This is a genomic window from Pseudomonas sp. R1-15, from assembly GCF_051132085.1.
Taxonomy (GTDB): domain Bacteria; phylum Pseudomonadota; class Gammaproteobacteria; order Pseudomonadales; family Pseudomonadaceae; genus Aquipseudomonas.
In genome coordinates this window covers 3,464,467-3,480,462 of the sequence record NZ_CP071660.1, presented here as the reverse complement: position 1 = coordinate 3,480,462, position 15,996 = coordinate 3,464,467, and the positions used below count along the sequence as shown (strand labels likewise).

The 15,996-nt window shown below is 60.9% G+C and carries 18 protein-coding genes and 2 tRNA genes; 4 read left to right on the top strand and 16 right to left on the bottom strand.

The window, feature by feature from the left end; all coding sequences use genetic code 11:
- Nucleotides 1–15 precede the first annotated feature (15 nt).
- From J3P97_RS15755 to J3P97_RS15725, 7 genes are all read right to left on the bottom strand, one after another.
- Nucleotides 16–2,451: a TonB-dependent siderophore receptor gene (locus J3P97_RS15755; RefSeq protein ID WP_434672210.1), complete on the bottom strand. Its 2,436-nt coding sequence runs from the start codon at nucleotides 2,449–2,451 to the stop codon at nucleotides 16–18.
- An 88-nt stretch (nucleotides 2,452–2,539) separates the two neighbouring features.
- Nucleotides 2,540–3,505, bottom strand: a complete 966-nt coding sequence (locus tag J3P97_RS15750) for a FecR domain-containing protein (protein ID WP_434672209.1) — start codon at nucleotides 3,503–3,505, stop codon at nucleotides 2,540–2,542.
- Nucleotides 3,506–4,021, bottom strand: coding sequence for a sigma-70 family RNA polymerase sigma factor (locus J3P97_RS15745; protein WP_305500585.1), 516 nt, complete (start codon nucleotides 4,019–4,021; stop codon nucleotides 3,506–3,508).
- Nucleotides 4,022–4,120: 99 nt separating this feature from the next.
- Complete coding sequence (locus J3P97_RS15740; RefSeq protein WP_434672208.1) at nucleotides 4,121–5,344, bottom strand: MFS transporter; 1,224 nt, start codon at nucleotides 5,342–5,344, stop codon at nucleotides 4,121–4,123.
- A 240-nt stretch (nucleotides 5,345–5,584) separates the two neighbouring features.
- Complete coding sequence (locus J3P97_RS15735; protein WP_434672207.1) at nucleotides 5,585–6,757, bottom strand: zinc-dependent alcohol dehydrogenase; 1,173 nt, start codon at nucleotides 6,755–6,757, stop codon at nucleotides 5,585–5,587.
- Nucleotides 6,757–7,596, bottom strand: a complete 840-nt coding sequence (locus J3P97_RS15730; RefSeq protein WP_434672206.1) for an SRPBCC family protein — start codon at nucleotides 7,594–7,596, stop codon at nucleotides 6,757–6,759. Before J3P97_RS15730 ends, J3P97_RS15735 begins: the two co-directional genes overlap by 1 nt.
- Nucleotides 7,597–7,608: 12 nt before the next feature.
- Nucleotides 7,609–7,923, bottom strand: coding sequence for a hypothetical protein (locus tag J3P97_RS15725; protein WP_434672205.1), 315 nt, complete (start codon nucleotides 7,921–7,923; stop codon nucleotides 7,609–7,611).
- A 12-nt stretch (nucleotides 7,924–7,935) separates the two neighbouring features.
- Between J3P97_RS15725 and J3P97_RS15720 the strand changes: the two genes are divergently transcribed.
- Nucleotides 7,936–8,009: transfer RNA gene (locus J3P97_RS15720), tRNA-Cys, on the top strand.
- Between the two features lie 193 nt (nucleotides 8,010–8,202).
- Nucleotides 8,203–8,289, top strand: a tRNA-Leu gene (locus J3P97_RS15715).
- Nucleotides 8,290–8,370: 81 nt separating this feature from the next.
- Here J3P97_RS15715 and J3P97_RS15710 read toward each other — a convergent pair.
- From J3P97_RS15710 to J3P97_RS15700, 3 genes are read right to left on the bottom strand one after another with little or no spacing between them, the layout of a single operon-like run.
- Nucleotides 8,371–9,402: a tyrosine-type recombinase/integrase gene (locus tag J3P97_RS15710; protein ID WP_434672204.1), complete on the bottom strand. Its 1,032-nt coding sequence runs from the start codon at nucleotides 9,400–9,402 to the stop codon at nucleotides 8,371–8,373.
- Nucleotide 9,403: 1 nt separating this feature from the next.
- Nucleotides 9,404–9,610 carry a DUF4224 domain-containing protein gene (locus J3P97_RS15705; RefSeq protein WP_434672203.1) on the bottom strand — a complete coding sequence of 69 codons (207 nt, stop codon included), beginning with the start codon at nucleotides 9,608–9,610 and terminating at the stop codon, nucleotides 9,404–9,406.
- 42 nt (nucleotides 9,611–9,652) lie between these two features.
- Nucleotides 9,653–10,150 carry a hypothetical protein gene (locus tag J3P97_RS15700; protein WP_434672202.1) on the bottom strand — a complete coding sequence of 166 codons (498 nt, stop codon included), beginning with the start codon at nucleotides 10,148–10,150 and terminating at the stop codon, nucleotides 9,653–9,655.
- Between the two features lie 107 nt (nucleotides 10,151–10,257).
- Here J3P97_RS15700 and J3P97_RS15695 point away from each other — a divergent pair, with 107 nt between their 5' ends.
- Nucleotides 10,258–10,851 carry a hypothetical protein gene (locus tag J3P97_RS15695; RefSeq protein ID WP_434672201.1) on the top strand — a complete coding sequence of 198 codons (594 nt, stop codon included), beginning with the start codon at nucleotides 10,258–10,260 and terminating at the stop codon, nucleotides 10,849–10,851.
- Between the two features lie 76 nt (nucleotides 10,852–10,927).
- Here the strand turns inward: J3P97_RS15695 and J3P97_RS15690 are convergent, their stop codons facing one another.
- The 6 genes from J3P97_RS15690 to J3P97_RS15665 are packed head-to-tail and all read right to left on the bottom strand — an operon-like array spanning nucleotide 10,928 to nucleotide 15,401.
- Nucleotides 10,928–11,116, bottom strand: a complete 189-nt coding sequence (locus J3P97_RS15690; RefSeq protein WP_434672200.1) for a hypothetical protein — start codon at nucleotides 11,114–11,116, stop codon at nucleotides 10,928–10,930.
- A gap of 17 nt (nucleotides 11,117–11,133) precedes the next feature.
- Complete coding sequence (locus J3P97_RS15685; RefSeq protein ID WP_434672199.1) at nucleotides 11,134–11,838, bottom strand: hypothetical protein; 705 nt, start codon at nucleotides 11,836–11,838, stop codon at nucleotides 11,134–11,136.
- Between the two features lie 44 nt (nucleotides 11,839–11,882).
- Nucleotides 11,883–12,062: a hypothetical protein gene (locus J3P97_RS15680; RefSeq protein WP_434672198.1), complete on the bottom strand. Its 180-nt coding sequence runs from the start codon at nucleotides 12,060–12,062 to the stop codon at nucleotides 11,883–11,885.
- Nucleotides 12,059–12,727 carry a hypothetical protein gene (locus J3P97_RS15675; protein WP_434672197.1) on the bottom strand — a complete coding sequence of 223 codons (669 nt, stop codon included), beginning with the start codon at nucleotides 12,725–12,727 and terminating at the stop codon, nucleotides 12,059–12,061. The genes J3P97_RS15680 and J3P97_RS15675 overlap by 4 nt, the downstream gene beginning before the upstream one ends.
- Nucleotides 12,728–12,741: 14 nt before the next feature.
- Complete coding sequence (locus J3P97_RS15670) at nucleotides 12,742–13,317, bottom strand: hypothetical protein (RefSeq protein ID WP_434672196.1); 576 nt, start codon at nucleotides 13,315–13,317, stop codon at nucleotides 12,742–12,744.
- Between the two features lie 47 nt (nucleotides 13,318–13,364).
- A complete protein-coding gene (locus J3P97_RS15665; protein WP_434672195.1) occupies nucleotides 13,365–15,401 on the bottom strand; it encodes a DNA cytosine methyltransferase in 2,037 nt (678 codons plus the stop codon).
- A gap of 82 nt (nucleotides 15,402–15,483) precedes the next feature.
- On the opposite strand from J3P97_RS15665, the gene J3P97_RS15660 reads away from it, so the two are divergent.
- Nucleotides 15,484–15,957, top strand: coding sequence for a hypothetical protein (locus J3P97_RS15660; protein WP_434672194.1), 474 nt, complete (start codon nucleotides 15,484–15,486; stop codon nucleotides 15,955–15,957).
- The last annotated feature ends 39 nt before the right edge of the window (nucleotides 15,958–15,996 follow it).

Genomic DNA, 15,996 nt, shown 5'->3' with positions numbered 1-15,996 from the left:
CGGGGCGAGGCGCAATCAAAAGTCGACCGTCGCTGAAAGCAACAGGGTGCGTGGCGCGCCTTGGGAGAACGCGCCGTAGGAGGCCACGCCGGACCAGTATTCGCGGTCGAATACGTTCTGCACCGTGGCGCGCAGCGTGGTCGGCCGGCCATCAAGTATCGTGCTGTAGCGGGCGCCGGCATCAAAGCGTGTCCACGGATCGAGCTCTTGGGTATTGGCCTGGTTGACGTATTGGCTGCCGGTGTAGATCGCTCCACTGGTCAACGTCAGGCCCTGGACCCAGGGGGTGTCCCATTCGGCCCAGAGGTTGGCCTGCACTTCGGGCACGCCCACCGGTTTGTTGCCGCGATTGGCGGCGGTCCCGCTTTTGGTGAGTTCGCCGTCGAGCAAGGTGACGCCACCGAGCAGGCGCGTACCCTCGCGCAGTTCGCCGAACATGTTCAGTTCGATGCCGCGGTTGCGCTGCTCGCCCTGGACCGAATACACGCCACCGGCCGTGCCGTTGGTCAATTCGCCGGCGGGCTTCTTGATCTGGAACAGCGCCAGGGTCGAGGTGAACGTGCCGTAGTCGACCTTGACCCCGACCTCCTGCTGGCGAGAGATGTAGGGCTTGAAGATTTCGCCCGAGTTGCTCGCAGTGGCCGGCGCGGTGTCGCCCTTGCTCAGGCCTTCGATGTAGTTGTAGTAGAACGACACATGTTCCCAGGGCTTGACCACCGCGCCGAACAAAGGCGTGGTTTCGCTTTCGTCATAGGCGCTGGTGACATTCCCGAGAGTGCTGTAGTTGTTTGATTTAATGCTCTGCTTGCGCAGGCCAAGCGTTACCTGGACCCGTTCATCGAGGATCGACAAGGTATCGGCCAGGGCCACGCCGGACAGTTCGGTATCCGAGACCTTCGCCACATCGGGCGACGCGATGGACGGTTTGTCGCGCGCCACCGGGTGATAGATATTCGAAAAGACCGGGGCGCCAGAATTGATTCCTCGGCGCAATTCATCGCGATAGCGGCTGGCCTGCAAGGTGGCGCTGTGGCTGACCGGACCGGTTTCGAAGCGGGCACGGGCACCGGCATCGACGGTGTAGCGCTCCACCTCGAACTTGTAGTAGCCCGGTATCGAGCGGGTGTCGCCGGCGCTGTTGAGAATCGTCGGGGTCTGGTCCGACAGTCGTGCCACATCGGACTTGCCGCCCCCGGCGTGGCCGAATACCGTCAGGTTGTCGCTCAGGTCATATTCGCCACTGAGCAGCGCCGACTTGTCGCGGGTTTCGGACCAGCCCCATTCCTGGGTCACGTTGCTGCGCCCGTTGGCCGCCGAAGGCACCTCGACACCGCTGGCGATGGCAAACGGCCGGGAGGGTGCGTCCCACTGTTCTTCCTGGCTGATCAGGTCCAGGCTGGTCCTGAACCGGTCGCCCTGGTAATCCAGGGAGATCGCACCGATGCCGACATCCCGGGACTGCTTGTCGATCGCGGTATCGCCACCCTGCAGGCTGCCGTTGATGCGCACACCGAAGCGGCGTTCCTCGCCGAAGCGGCGGCTGATGTCGACATGCCCGCCTGCCTGGGTGTCCATGGCGTAGCTGGCGGTAACGCGAGTCAGGTCCTGGTCCAGCGAGCGCTTGGGCACGATGTTGATCACGCCACCGACGCCGCTGTTGGGCGACATGCCGTACAGCAGCGCAGCCGGGCCCTTGATGACCTCGATGCGCTCGGCATATTCAGTGAACACCCGGTAGTTGGGTGCCACGCCGTACACGCCGTCGAACGCCAGCTCACCCAGGTTGCCTTCGCCCACAGGGAAACCGCGAATGAAGAACGAATCGACGATGCCGCCGGTCTGGCCGGTGGAGCGCACCGAGGAGTCGCGCTCCAGCACGTCGGCGGCGGTCACGGCCTGCTGGTCCTTCATCAGGGTCGAGGTGTAGTTGCTGACGCTGAATGGCGTGTCCATCAGGTCCTTGTTCCCCAGCAGGCCAACCCGGCCGCCACGGGCCACCTGGCCACCGCTGTAGGCCGCCGGCAAATCCCCGGGGCGCACCTCGGCGGCATTGATGGTGGTTGGCGCCAGGGCCAGCCCCCCGTCGCCGGCGGATTTTTCCAGGGTGTAGCTGCCATCGTCGCGGGCGACCAGTTCCAGGCCGCTGCCGGCCAGCAATCGGGTAAACGCTTCACGCGCGGTGAACTGGCCTGAAAGGCCCGGGCTGTTCAAGCCTTGGGTCAAGGAGGGTTCAAACGATAATGCGATGCCGACCTGCACGGCGAACGCCGACAACGTGGCACCCAAGGGGCCTGGCTGGATGTTGTAGGACTGGCTGGCAACGTTGTCCAGCGGCGCGCCCGGTGCCGCCCAGGTGCACGGGCTCAAGGTGGAAAGTGCAACGCTGAGCATGGCACTGCGAATCGCCAGATTCAGCTTGCGATCCGAACGCAGGGGGCGGGCAACGGGCATGGCGGGGTGATCCTGTGCAGAGGGTTTGCTCTCTAAGCCAGCCAGGATTGAAAAAAGTATCAGCCCCGCCCGATTATTTATTCAGGGCTCAAGCCGGCGCCAGCATGACCCAGTAATCGCCCAGGCGGGATGTGACGCGGATGGGGTAGGTTCGGGCGAGCATGTTCAGGGTCTGCCGGCTGTCGTTCAGGGGAAAGGCGCCGGATATCCGTAGGTTGGCGATCGCCGGGTCGCAACGCAGGACGCCGTTGCGATAACGGCTCAGTTCGTTGACGAAATCCGCCAGGCGCATGTTGTCGGCCATCAGCATGCCCTGGGTCCAGGCCAGCACCGACTTGTCGACAGGTTTCAGGGCGTCGATGCCCCGGGCGGTAAAACCGCTGCTCTGGCCAGCCCCGACCACTTGCTCGCCAATGCCCTTGACCTCGATGCGCACCGCGCCTTCCAGCACGACGAGGCGAGTATGGCCGGTGTCTTCGCGAACGCTGAAGCGCGTCCCGAGCGCCTGCATCCTGCCTTCGTCGGTCTGCACCCGGAACGGCCGGGCGAGCGCTGATGGGTCCGCTGCGGTGTGGACCAGTATTTCGCCTCGGCGCAACAGCAGCAGGCGCTGGTGTTCGTCGAAAAACACATCGATTGCGGTGTCGGTGTTCAACGTCAGGCGGGTGCCGTCGGTCAGGGTCAGGTCGCGCCGCTCGCCCACCGGAGCGCGGTAATCGGCGGTCCACTGTTGCCAGTCGTTGAGCTTCCAGCTGCCCCAGGCCAATGGCGCCAGGGCGAGCAGGGCGGCCAGCTTGCCCATGGCGGCACGCCGCGCCGGATTGCTCGGGCGGTCCAGCGCCGGCATCGCCAGCGCGGGCGGCAAGCCTTGCAGCTTGCTCAGCAGCAGTTCGGCCCGCGCCCAGGCCTGGCGGTGGGCCGGGCTGCTGGCACGCCAGCGTTCCCACTCCAGGCGTTCGGCGTCGTTGACGCTGCCTTCGCTCAGGCGCATCAGCCAATCGGCGGCTTCGTTGAGAATGGCCGGGTCGAGGGCGTGGCGGTCATGGGCAGGCATTCAGTCCACCAGCATCAGGCAGTGCAGGAAAGCCTGTTTCATGTAGCGCTTGACGGTGATCAGCGAAACGCCGAGTTGCGTGGCGATGTCGTCATATTTCAGGCCGTTGATCTGCGACAGCAGGAACGCACGCTTTACCAGGGGCGGCAGGGTGTCGAGCATGGCGTCGATTTCATGCAGTGTCTCGAGCACCAGCAAGCGTCGTTCGGGTGATGGCGCTTCGGGCTCGGGCAATGTCGCCAGTGCCTGGAGGTAGGCGCGTTCGAGTGCCTTGCGCTGGAACCAGTTGACCAGGATGCCCCCGGCGACGCAGCTCAGGTACGCACGCGGTTCCTCGATCACCGCCACCTTCGAGGCGAGGATGCGAATGAACGTGTCATGGGCCAGGTCGGCGGCGTCCAGCGCATTGCCCAGTTTTCGATAAAGCCTGGCGTACAACCAGCCATGGTGTCCGCTGTAGAGGTCTGCGACGGTGCGCAGGTGACAATCGTTGACCGCTGACCCTGGATCGCTCATGGCTGTTGTATTTTTTTGATAGTGAGAATTATTCCCAATAGTAGTGGAGGCGCTTAGTGCCGCGCAAGGTTGATAGGCGGGCATTTTTGGTTTGTGTCGCTATTCGCCGGCCCTGTCGGCCATTCCGAGTGGTTTGTGGCGCAGTAGCATCAAGGGCACCAGTGCGATTGCGTAGGCAAGGCAGACATAAAGGAAAATGTGCTCCAGGCCATACACCTGACTGAGCAATGCGCCAAGGGTGATGCCAATGATCGATGCCGTCTGTGAAACGCCCTGGGCCAACCCCAGCACCTGGCCCTGGCGACTGTTGTCGACGCTTCTGGAGATAAGCGCCGTCAGCACTGGCGTGGTTGCGCCCAACAGCAGGCCCCAGATGAAATAGGCGAGGGCGAAGACGACCGGCTGGCGCGTCAGGCTGGCCACGGCGGTGACGATGACCAGGCCGATGACAATGCTCGCCATGGCCTGCAGCGTTTGCGCCGGGTTGCGCCGTTCGAAGTAGCGCGACCAGGACGTCGCACAAAGAATGAAGCCCAGGGCTAGCAAGCCGTAGCAAAGCCCGACCATGGCATTGCTGACCTCGAAGGTCGCCCCCACGTACAAGGAAAACGAAGTCTGCGGCAGCATTCGCGCCAGCAGCAGGAGGCCCATGATGCCCAGCAGCCAGCTGATAGCCGGGTTCAACAGCCTGGGCGGCAGGGGAGGCTTGCCTGCCAGCGGTGCTTTTTTTACTGGCGCCACGTTGGGCAACGCCAGCGCCGCGACAACGGTACATACGGCGCAGAGGCCCGAGGCCACGATGTTGATCCAGAAAAACGTCGCATGATCGAGAATCAGCCCGCCGACCACCGCCCCGAGCAACGAACCGACGTTGGTGGAAATCTGCAGGAGCGCAAACAGCCTGGCCCGCCGCGACGGTGCCTCGATGCTCACCCCATAGGCCTGGGCCGGGGCGATATAACCGGCAAAGGCGCCTTGCAGGAAACGCAGGAGCAGGATCGTCCAGATATCGCTGCTCAATGCCAGCCCGAGCTGGGTCAACGAGAGCCCCGCCAGCGCGCGAATCATCATCAGCTTGTGGCCGTAACGATCACCGATCCGGCCCCAGAAGGCACTGGTCAGGATGATGCCCAGCATCGGGCCGACGTACACCGCCGTGCTGGCAAAGCTGAACAGCGCGTCGTTGCTGGTCAGCTGGCGCAAATGCACAGGCCAGAACGGCCCGCTCATTTCCATCGCGCCCATGGAAACCAGCTGGATGGAGAACAGCAGGAAGACGAGCAGGCGGACACTGGAAGCCTGGGGGAGACCTATACGCGGCATGGACACATTCGCAGGGCGACAAAGCTGTGTCTTATCCACCAGTGCGTCGATCCGGGCAAGGGGAAAATGCTCCGTGAGGAAATCGCGTGGCTGCGCATCCGCTTTCGTGGCGAGGGAGCTTGCTCCCGCTGGGCTGCGCAGCGGCCCCAGATTGCCCGACACGGTGCATCAGGCAAACCGCGCCCGCCGGTCTACGACTGCTGCGCAGCCGAGCGGGAGCAAGCTCCCTCGCCACGAGCTTCACTCCGGCCGAAATACCGCCCGCAGACAATCCTGGCGTTTTTCCTTGAACATCCCATAGCCTTCCACCGACTGCTCAAGCCCCATGGGATGGGTCAGCAGGTAGGACGGGTCCAGCTCACCGTTCTGGATGTGTTCGAACAAGCGCTTCACGTAGCGCTGTCCCGGTTGCTGGCCGGAACGCAGGGTCAGGGATTTGTTGACGATCGCGCCCATCGGGAATTTGTCCAGCAAGCCGCCATAGACCCCGACCACCGACACCGTCCCGCCTTTGCGACAGGCGCGGATCGACTGGCGCAGCACCGTTCCGCGCTCGGTGTGCAGGCGCAGCATCTGCTTGGTCTTGTCGTAGAAATAATCGACCTCGGTGCCGTGGGCCTCCATGCCAACGCAATCGATGCAGCGATCCGGCCCACGACCGCCGGTCAGCTCCAGCAAGGCGGCATGCACATCGGTGGTCTCGTAGTTGAGGGCGATGGCCCCGGCTTTTTCCTCGGCCAGGCGCAAGCGATCGGCAAAGCGGTCGATGGCGATCACCCGTTCGGCGCCCAGCAGGTAGGCGCTGGTGATCGCCATCAGCCCGACGCCGCCGCAGCCCCAGACGGCTACCGTATCGCCGCGCTGAATGTCGGCGTTGTCGGCGGCGAAATAGCCGGTAGGCACTGCGTCGGAGACAAACACTGCCTGCTCATCTCTGACGCCTTCGGGAATGCTGAACAGATTGACGTCGGCGTAGGGCACGCGGATATAGGTCGCATGGCTGCCGGCATAACCGCCGAAGGCATGGCTGTAGCCGATGATGCCGCACGCCGGTTGGCCGTAGGCAATGTCTGTCGCCGTGGGGTTCGGATTGGAATTGTCACAGCAGGAAAAGTCCGAGCGCTGACAGTGCTCGCATTCTCCACAGCCGACAATCGACACCGTGACAACCCGGTCGCCCTTTTTGAATTGCGTGACGGCCGAGCCGGTCTCCACTACCTCGCCCATGAACTCGTGACCAATGATGTCACCGGCCTGCATGGTCGGCACGTAACCGCCCAGCAAGTGCAGATCCGAGCCGCACACCGAGGACAGGATCACCCGCACGATGGCGTCACGAGGGTTTAGGATGGATGGGTCGGCGACCGTCTCGACCTGAAGCTTGTTGGGGCCTTGCCAAGTCAATGCGCGCATCAGACGGTTCCTCCGTTGAGTTCGGATTTTTCAGTGGATGAGTCATTGGCGGGTGCCTGAGTCGCGCGTGTGGCGGGGTGCACGAAGAGGAAATCCTGCGTCTGTTCCGGGCGCATCCTGTTCGTACTGACTTCTCCGGTTTCAAGCTGCTGCTTGATGCTGCGCAGCACATTCAACAAGGCTTTGTCCGAGAACCGGGAAATCGCCGCCGCCAGCGCGTAGCCAGCCGCGCCGAGCGGCGTCTGGCAAGCGACAATGACTTTGATCTGCGTACCGCGCCCGCCCGGGGCATCGCTGAAATGCATCTGGATATCGTGCTTGAATCGTGTGTCCGGCCCGGCGATCCAGTGCAGCTTGCGGTCTTCCTTGGGCTCGCACTGTTCGAGGTCGCAGTGCAACGTCTTGTCCATCGGGCCATGGGCGACCCAGCGATAAGTGCGTTCGCCGGTCTGCTCGATGGCGTCGATCCAGGGCATCAGCGCACCCAGATTGGCCGGGTCGCGACAGAACGCGAACACTTCCTCCCTGGGCTTGCCAACCGTGATGCTGCGGGAAATCACCTTGCTGCCGCCCCAGTCACGATCCTGTTCGAAGGTCTGCTCGAACGGACTATGAGTCAGCGCCCGTTTTACCCGGCACGTGCCGGAATAGGCACGCCAGGCAGCACACGCGCCAAGCAATACCTGAGGCCAGCCCTTGAGGCCGCCTTGGCGCAGGCCGTTGGCGATCAACAATGAACCGGCCGCCAGCGACATCAGCCGCTCCGGCTTGCCGAGATTAGGATGCGAAGGCGTGGGCACCGGAGCCCGGCTCGCCACGAGTTGTGGGCGTTCAGTCATGATGGTTCTCCTTTACTGATTCAAGGACGACATAACGAATGAACCGAGGGTGAAGGAGGTTGTTCCGTTTAAGTCGATGGTTTCCCGATGAGCAGGAGACAAGGGTCCAGCTCGTTGCGCTACCCCGTCGAAAAGCCGCTTTGGCCTGGCCATCAGGTAAATTTTTTTTGAAATCAAGGGGTTGTCAGCCTGGGCAAATGAGTACATAATTGCGCCCATCGAATGCATCGGAGCGTAAAAAACTTCAATGTTTTCAAGGAGATAGCGCGCTGTAAGCGAGCTGGGCTCCGATACAGTTTGTATGCGGTTGATGTGGTTGTAGTGCATCAGGCGTCTTGAGGCCGAATAGCAAAATGGTTATGCAGTGGATTGCAAATCCACCTACGCCGGTTCGATTCCGACTTCGGCCTCCACTTTTTAAAAGCTCTGTAGATTATTGATCTACAGAGCTTTTTTATTTCCAGGCAAGGAAAGGTTTTGTCTTGAAAAGGCCGATGCCAACCTTGCTTCACAGGGGAGGGATGTATATATTTCCCGCTCTGTTGCACTAGCCTGGATCCTGTCAGATGCACATTTGACAGTTCCACACGGCTTGACCGCGCTACCGCCCGAATGGCGAAACTGGTAGACGCATGGGACTTAAAATCCCCCGCTCGTAAGGGCGTGCCGGTTCGATTCCGGCTTCGGGCACCATTCAAGATCAAGGGTTTGCGAGCGAAAGCTAACGTAAACCCTTGTTCGTTTCTGGTCCGCAATTTTGACGATGGTCCGCAATTACTTGGTGGGCGATACCTTTTTGCCTATCCGGTTGCGAATGTACTGTTCGGTCATCACAACCGTCGTATGCCCAAGTTGATCTCTCGCCTGCAGAATATCACCGGTTGATTCGGCCTTGTCCGTGCCGGCTTTCGCCCGTAGATCCCTCATCTGAAATTCAGATTTCGCGACCCCGGCCGCTTCTCTGGCCAAGTCAAATCGCCTCCGCAACATGGCCACCGTCATCGGTGTTCCGGCCTCCGTGACGATCAACCGCGTCGATCGAACCTTGTGTTCCGATTTGCGGGTCATGATCCGGTCTATCAAAGCCTTCAGTTCCCCCGTCACTTCAATTCGAAGCTTCGCCTTCGTTTTGCCCTGCAGAACCCACAGCTGACCGCCTCGAACGTCCCGCTCGTCCATCAGCCTGGTGTCGGTCACCCGTTGGCTCGTCAGGTAGGCAAGATCCATCGCATCGCGCAGGCCGACGTCTGCTTTCTCGTAGACGCGCTTGAATAGCTCATCTTCGACGTAGGTGTTCCGGCCGGTCTCCTTGTTGCCCTTGATGCCGGCGCATGGGTTGGCGAGGGCTGTGTAACCTTTGTCCCTAGCGAAGTTCCATATCGCACTGAGCAGCGCCTTCTCACGGTTCGCCCTGACCGGCGCCGCCTTGCGCCAGGTGAGGTACTGCCTTACGTGGAGTGGCTCGATTGTTTCCAGCGGCGCCGGCGGATCGTCGAAAAAAGCCAGCAGGTTTTTCACCTCCCGTTGATTGTCCAGTTGCGTCAGCTTTCCTTTCGTCGGAACGACGTCGACCATGTATTTTTCGGCGACGTAGCGGAAGGTGATCACCTTCGAGACCAGGTCGGTCGCGGTACGATCACGCTCAAGCTTGGCGTACTCCATGATCGCAAGGCCGTAGTCGCTGCCGAGCGGTATTTCTTTGCGGTCCTTGCCGCCGGTGTCGTAGTAGTAATACACCCGGCCGCTGCGCTTTTTGCGCTCGCGCAGCCGGGCAATAGAGCCCGGTTTGCTCGGTCTTCGTCCCATGTCAGCTAGCCTTACGTGGTGTCCATATGGGTTTTTCTGCTTCAAAAATGCCAACGGCGGTCACGGCCATGGCGGTAACGCTCGGCCAGCCGTTCACCTTGATCGTGTGCCGAACGCCGTTTTTCTTCAGGTTTTGAATTTGCCCTGCCTTGGTCCGCGCGCCGGTGAGCTCGCAAACCTCCTCGTGGGAAAGAAACTGGATGCTCATGAGCTGCTCCATGCCGCGCGTGGCGGCAGAAGGTGGTGAGGGTTATTCGCTGGCCTTGGCCAGAACTGCGTCGGCCACCGCCATTGCTGCTTGGGCGTCGTCGACGTAGGCAGGATCGAACCCGCCGGCCAAGTGGATGGTTGCTTGGCAGGCGCGCAGGTTTTCTCGGGTGAGTTTCAGCGCGGCGACCAGCTCTTCGTGCAGTCCGCGTTCCTCGCGGCCGATATCCCAGAAGCGCTGGCCCCAGTGTCCGGCTGGTGGTGGGTTGGAGTTCTGCGCGCCCATGGCCAGCGCTCCGACCACTGCGTCCAGCAGGTCGCGCTTGTAGGCGTTGTCGCCGTCGATGCTTAAGCCCTGGCGGCGCAGAGCGTCGAGGGCACTGTTTAGGTTCGCCTCGGGCGAGGGCAGGACCAGGTCGAAGTCGTCCTTGCCAGGGCGGCACACCACCAAGAACATTTGGCAGTCAAGCGGAAGGTGCTGGGCGATATCGGATATCGCATCGATCGCCGCATCTCGCAGCAAAGATTTTTGATCAGGCATAGGAATTCCTCGCCTGCCATTAGCAGACAGGCTGTAAGAGTCGAAAGTTTTCGTGTCGACACGAGAGTTCGGTGTAGGCTGCAACGAAGACAAATGGAGGTGGAAATATGGATGCTTCTAAAATATTGCCTTGGATTGCGGTCCTGTTTGGGTTTTCAGGTTGGTTTAAAGTTTTTTTAGATCACTTATCAAACAAGCCAAAAATAACAGGTGAAATAATAAACGTGGTTAGAGGTCAAGCAGATATTGGTCTTGGTCAAATGGCTACCTTCCTCACTTATCCATACCTTCACAATCTTCGAAAAAACGCAATGCATATACTGGATTATAGGCTGCGGGTTAAGGTTGCTAATAAGTGGGTCGAGGTTCATCGTTTCTACGGTATTGAATTCGTGCCATCTATGAGTTTCACTAGTATTAATGGAACGGTTATCCAAATCCCTGATTTTGCGAAAAAATTGATCTATAAGAAAGATGAGCCTGTTGAGCAAGGTGTCCCTCTGCATGGCTGGCTATTGTTTGCAGGTAGCCTAGATCTATACGAAAGTAAAATTTCCGAATATGAGTTGATCTGTATTGATGTAAATAAAAAACTGCATAAAATTAGATCTAAGCCAGAAGGTATGAACGACTTGCTACTAGCGCAGTTTGCGGAGATCCAAGTTCCAAAAGATATGAGGCCAGATGTTCTCCACCTATAACTTGCACCGGAAGCAGAGCACGTCGATAAAGCCGGCCCCTTACAGATGAGCCGGGCCACGTAGAACAAGGGGAGTATCATGGCGGTGGCTCCTCTGCTTCCCACGGGTTTTCGAATAGGTGCTGTGTCACCTCGTCATAGACGGCCTGGGCAATGTGATCGTCGGACGGGCTGTCCTTGTTCAGCGTGAGGTTCAAGTACAGCGGTTCGCGCTCTTGGCCGTCTTTCTTGAAGTGGATTTCGACGTTCAGGCTGACTTTGCTCATGGCGTCACCCGCTTGAACTAGACGACCCAGACCCAGGGGTTAGCGTCCCAGTTTTTTTGACCGTTGATGCCTACCCAAAGGTCGTGGAAGGCCCATACGGGTGTCTTGAATCCGAACTGATGCCAGTCATCGACGTCGCTTGGGTTGTGCGGATGCCAGTGCCAGCCACCCCTGACGTGCGGAATGATGCCCTCGGCCTTGGCCTGCTCGTCGCTGATGTCCTGCAACCGCTCGACGCGGACGGCGGTGATCTCCAGCAGGATGCGACTTGCCCAGCGCTGCATGTGGATGCTTGGGCGGGACTTTCGCGGATAATCCCAGTGGGCAACAGAGCCGTTGTACTCGGGATCTCCGCAACCCGAGTGCAGGACTGGTTCCCCGTCGGCGGCGTATCGTGATAGCACGGCGCCGTTGGCGTAATCCGCCTCGGTGGTCTCGCGCACCCACAGCCGGTCGCCTGGTTTGCCATACGGGCAAAGTGCGCACTCTTCCAGTTCCTTGGCGCACTCCGCTTCGGTCGCTCCGAACACGCCGAAACCGTAGCGTGGATCGCGTTGGGCAATTGCCATCCAGCGATGGCGCTCGCCGGCGGCAACTGAAGTGTCCTCGGTCGGGATCTGTCCACCCTTTACCGGCCGCCGTGTGACCCTCTTCCGGTCTTCCAGGATGGCGCGCACCATCGGCGCCGAGAACAGGATCGGCCGTTCCTTTACTTGAGACATGAGTCGTCCTTGCCGCTATAGCGGCTGACTTTGAAGGGGGAGGGTTACGGGTAGTTCTTGCTGATGCGCTTGGCGATGGCGTCGAGCTTTTCGGCCATGTACCACATGTCGTTGTTGTCGCGGCGGGACGTCACGGGAGCGCGATGGACATTTCGGCCAATCAGGATCCCGGCGGCCAGCAGGATCAGCCAGGCCTCAAGCTTTCGTCGTAGGGCGTGCTTCATGGTTGCGCCGCCGGGTGTATGGCGTTCCAGCGCTCGAAGGCTTCCTGCGTGGTGGCGGCTTCGATCTTCTCGTCGCAGGTGTAGCAGTGCGCAACGCCGCCGGCCGCACCGACGTCTCGGTGACCTTGCTTGCACGGATGCATGCGCCAGTCTTCATCCTTGGCCGCTTCTGCCTCTGGATATTCCGGACGAGCAGGCGGATACGCCGGAGCTGTCATCGCCTGGTCAATGGCGGCGCGAAGGTTCTCGCTGTAGTTCTCGCCGATGACGCGCTCGAACGGCTTATCCATCCAGTGCCCGACGATCTCGATGCTGACGCTGCTGTCGCCGGCATCGCCGTTGGGGCTGCTGTCGAAGCGCACGTCCCAGCAATTGGACTCCAGCGCATCCAGCCGGGCCTTGTCGTGCGCCAGTTCGTCGTTCCGCTGATCCGCTGCGTTCAGGCGCTGCTGCAGGGCATCACGCTCGGCGCGGAATTGATTGATCTCCTCCTGAGCCTGGTCAACGACCTTTTGCGCTTCGTGCACATCGATCCAGTTGCCCATGGCCTGGTCTTCGAACTTTTGCACCGACTTGCCCGATGGTGAAAGCAGGAAGGCGTAGCGGGGCAGCGCGTTCAGCTTGTCCCAGAACTCAAAGCCTTCGCGAGTTTTGATGTTTCTCATCCTGCAATCTCCAATCAGTTGTCGGTACCGGTGTAGGTGCGCCATGGCACCTTCACGCCGTTTACGAGAAATCCCCAGTCACCGCGCCACTTGCTGGTGATGAACAGGGTGATGACGCCGCCGGGTGATACCTGGTCGATGCGGTGGTATTCGCCGTGCCGGAGTTCAGCGGTGTCGCCTGGCTTGCGGTTTTTCGTCGCCAGCTTGCGGATCTCGTCGTCTGGCAACCAAAACAACTGGCGCCTGGGCGTCAGTATGTCGACGGGGCTTGCCAGTTCCAGGCGCTCCTCCGTGTACCAACCGCGCAGGATGATCGTCCGAGCGTTCCAAGGGTGATCGTGCAGGTCTCGGTCAGCGTCCGGCCGCATGATGTGGTGGATGCGGAACGACCACGGGCACCACCACAGCGCCGGCTTGTGCGTCTCCCGACTGTAGGGGTTGAACAGCCACCAGCGGCCCATGTACATCTCGGCGCCGTCGGCAGACATGATGTGCTGGTACGGGGTGAGCTTTGCCCAGGCGATGAGCCAGTCGGCGATGGCCGGGCGCGCGAGTACCTTGGCGATGATTCGCCAGAAGAGATTGATCACGGTTGGCGTCCTTTGCCGGGGCATGCCCGGGCGGTGGAGTGGGGGAGTTATGCGGCTTCGGCTTGGCGCTCTGCTGCGCGCCACGGATCGTTGGCCCGGGCGAGTGCTGCCATCGGCGGCGGGCTGACGCTGTTGCCGCACATGTGCACCTGCTGGGTCTTGGTGAACGGCTTGCCGTCGGCGCCGTGGCTGATCACGTAGTCGGCGGGGAAGCCCTGGGCCTTATACAGCTCGGACGGCTTCAGCATGCGCAGGCAGATGTCGACGATCACGTACGGCGTGCCCTTCACCATCACGGTGACCATTGCCAAGCGATCCTTGGTGGTGATCGTCGGCGCCGGTACATCGCAGGCGCTGATGTTCTCAGTGCCGTAGTAGCTGACCAGGAACGCGGCTACCCGCAGCGCGCCGGCTTCATGCTCCGGCGACAACGTCAGTGAAACCAGCGAGCTTTTGCCGCCGCCACCCGCCGTGATGGTTGGCGCGGGCTCTTCCAGGCCCTGGCCTACGCTGGCGCCGAAGGCTCGCTCCATGAACGCGCTGACCAGGGCGTGGTGTTCGCCGCCGGCACTGATGGTGCGCAGAGGCTCTTCAGCCGCCCGGGCATCACAGTTTCCGCGCAGGTGCACCAGGTTGGCCGTGACCAGTTGCTGCTGGCTTCCGGTGTTAGTCACCGTGGTCAGCGGCTCGTCCATGCCCTTGGCGTCGGTGATGTTGAAGCCGCCATTCATCTGCGCCATGTAGGCGGTGGCCACCGCGCGGTGATTCTGAGTCATCAACGTGCCGACAGGCTGATCCGTCGCCGCTGGCTTTCCGCTGTATTCAGGCCCGCCGGCCCCGACCAGAACCGAACTCGTCAGGGCATGCTTGATGCCGCCTGCTACGACCGTTCCCAGTGGCTGACCCAGGCCGGGGACGCGCGGCTCTTGCCCGGGGCGCTCGCCGTAACCCGATTGGATCAACGTCGGGCTGATAAGCGTCAGCTCCCCACGGTTGGCGCATGTCACGGTAGGCAAGGGCTCCATGGGATCGTTGACCCTGACGCTGCCTTGATGCGTGGCGGGTGCAATGACCGGGCTCGCCATGGCGAATGAACCGCCGCGCGGCCAGCTGGTGATGGTGCGCAGCGGCTCCGCCGACGATTGCGCCAGTTCACCGGACCAGTTCGCAATCGGGACAATAAACGGCGCCGGATTGTCGATGACGAACTTCTTCATACCCTTGGCAACACGGCGCAGGGTGGCCGGGGCCAGGTCCTTCTTGCGCCCGAAGATGCTTTTGCCCAGATCGCTGAAGTCAATGCAGTCAGCGGCGGTCTTCCACTTCAGCTGGCCTTTGACCGGGTTCTTGGCGTGGGTTGGCTCCGGCCACACGATTGGCTGTCCGTCGCACCGGGCGATCATGAACAAGCGTTCCCGGCTGGTCGGGGCGCCGAAGTCGCAAGCCTTAATCACTCGCCACTCGACGGCATAGCCCAGGCGCTTCAACTCGGCGACAAACACGGCCCATGTCTGCCCGCGACGCTTCGGGTCTGGCACCAGGAACTGCTGGTGGACCGGCACGACTTCGCCAGGCTCGGCGATATCGCCGCCCAGTTTCACGACTCGGCCAGTGGTCTTGCAGCGCTTGGCAATCAGCGGCCCCCACTGAAGGATCTGCTTCACGTTCTCAAGGCTGATGACGCGAGGCTTCTTTTTGCCGCCCCACTTGAGGCCGATCCACGACAGGTTGCGGATCTCACGCTTGCGCGGCTGGCCGCCGGCGGCCTGGCTGTGATGTGTGCAGTCCGGCGACATGTGGAACCAGCCCACGGCCTTGCCGCCACACTCGGTGTCTGGGTCACCGTCGAAAACATCCGTGGTGAAGTGCACCGCTCCCGGGTGATTCACCGTGTGCATGCTGATCGCCTGCGGGCTGTGGTTCTTCGCGACGTTCACTGTACGACCCAAGCCCATCTCCAGCCCGGTACCGGCGCCGCCGCCACCGCAGAAGAAGTCGACAACGATCTCATCGTCCTGAGGATTGAAGCCGAGTCCGTATTGAGTTTTGAAATCGAAGGGGTGTTTCTTCTGTTGTGCGGACATAGGGGATCCTCGCCGGTTGGCGTGATTCGAGTTTGTGGGCTATTGGTTGATGGCCCGGCATGAGGCCGGATCAAGGAGACAGATGGTGGGTACGATTGAGCTCAGCGATCTGCGCGGGTATTTCAAGGAGCTTGCCGGCCCCGCTTTTGAGGAATTTTGGTTCGAGTATCAAGCCGACATCCAAGTCGACATCGGAAGGTTTATGCTCATCTACCGAAGGCTGGTGACGGCGATCTTTTTTTTGAACCACATGACCGATAAAGCGGCAAAGTTACGCGGCGCAAATAGCCCGGGCCACGTTATCAGCATGGTAAAGGCCTCGGATATTGACGCAGGGACGGCTCTCGACGTGTGCCGACAACTGACCAATGATGTGAAACATCCAAAGACGCAGCCTCAGTCATTCGGTGCTAGAAACCGGACAGCAGGTGATGAGGCAGGACTCAACCAATTGCCCTGCTGGATTTACACAGACAAGGCGGGCGCACAACACGAGTTGTGTGATATCGCCCAGCGCGCCTGGCGTTATTGGATCGATTACCGCCACGAGAAGTGAACGTCTTTCAGGCGCCGCCCTCCGTGACCTGTGGTGGCA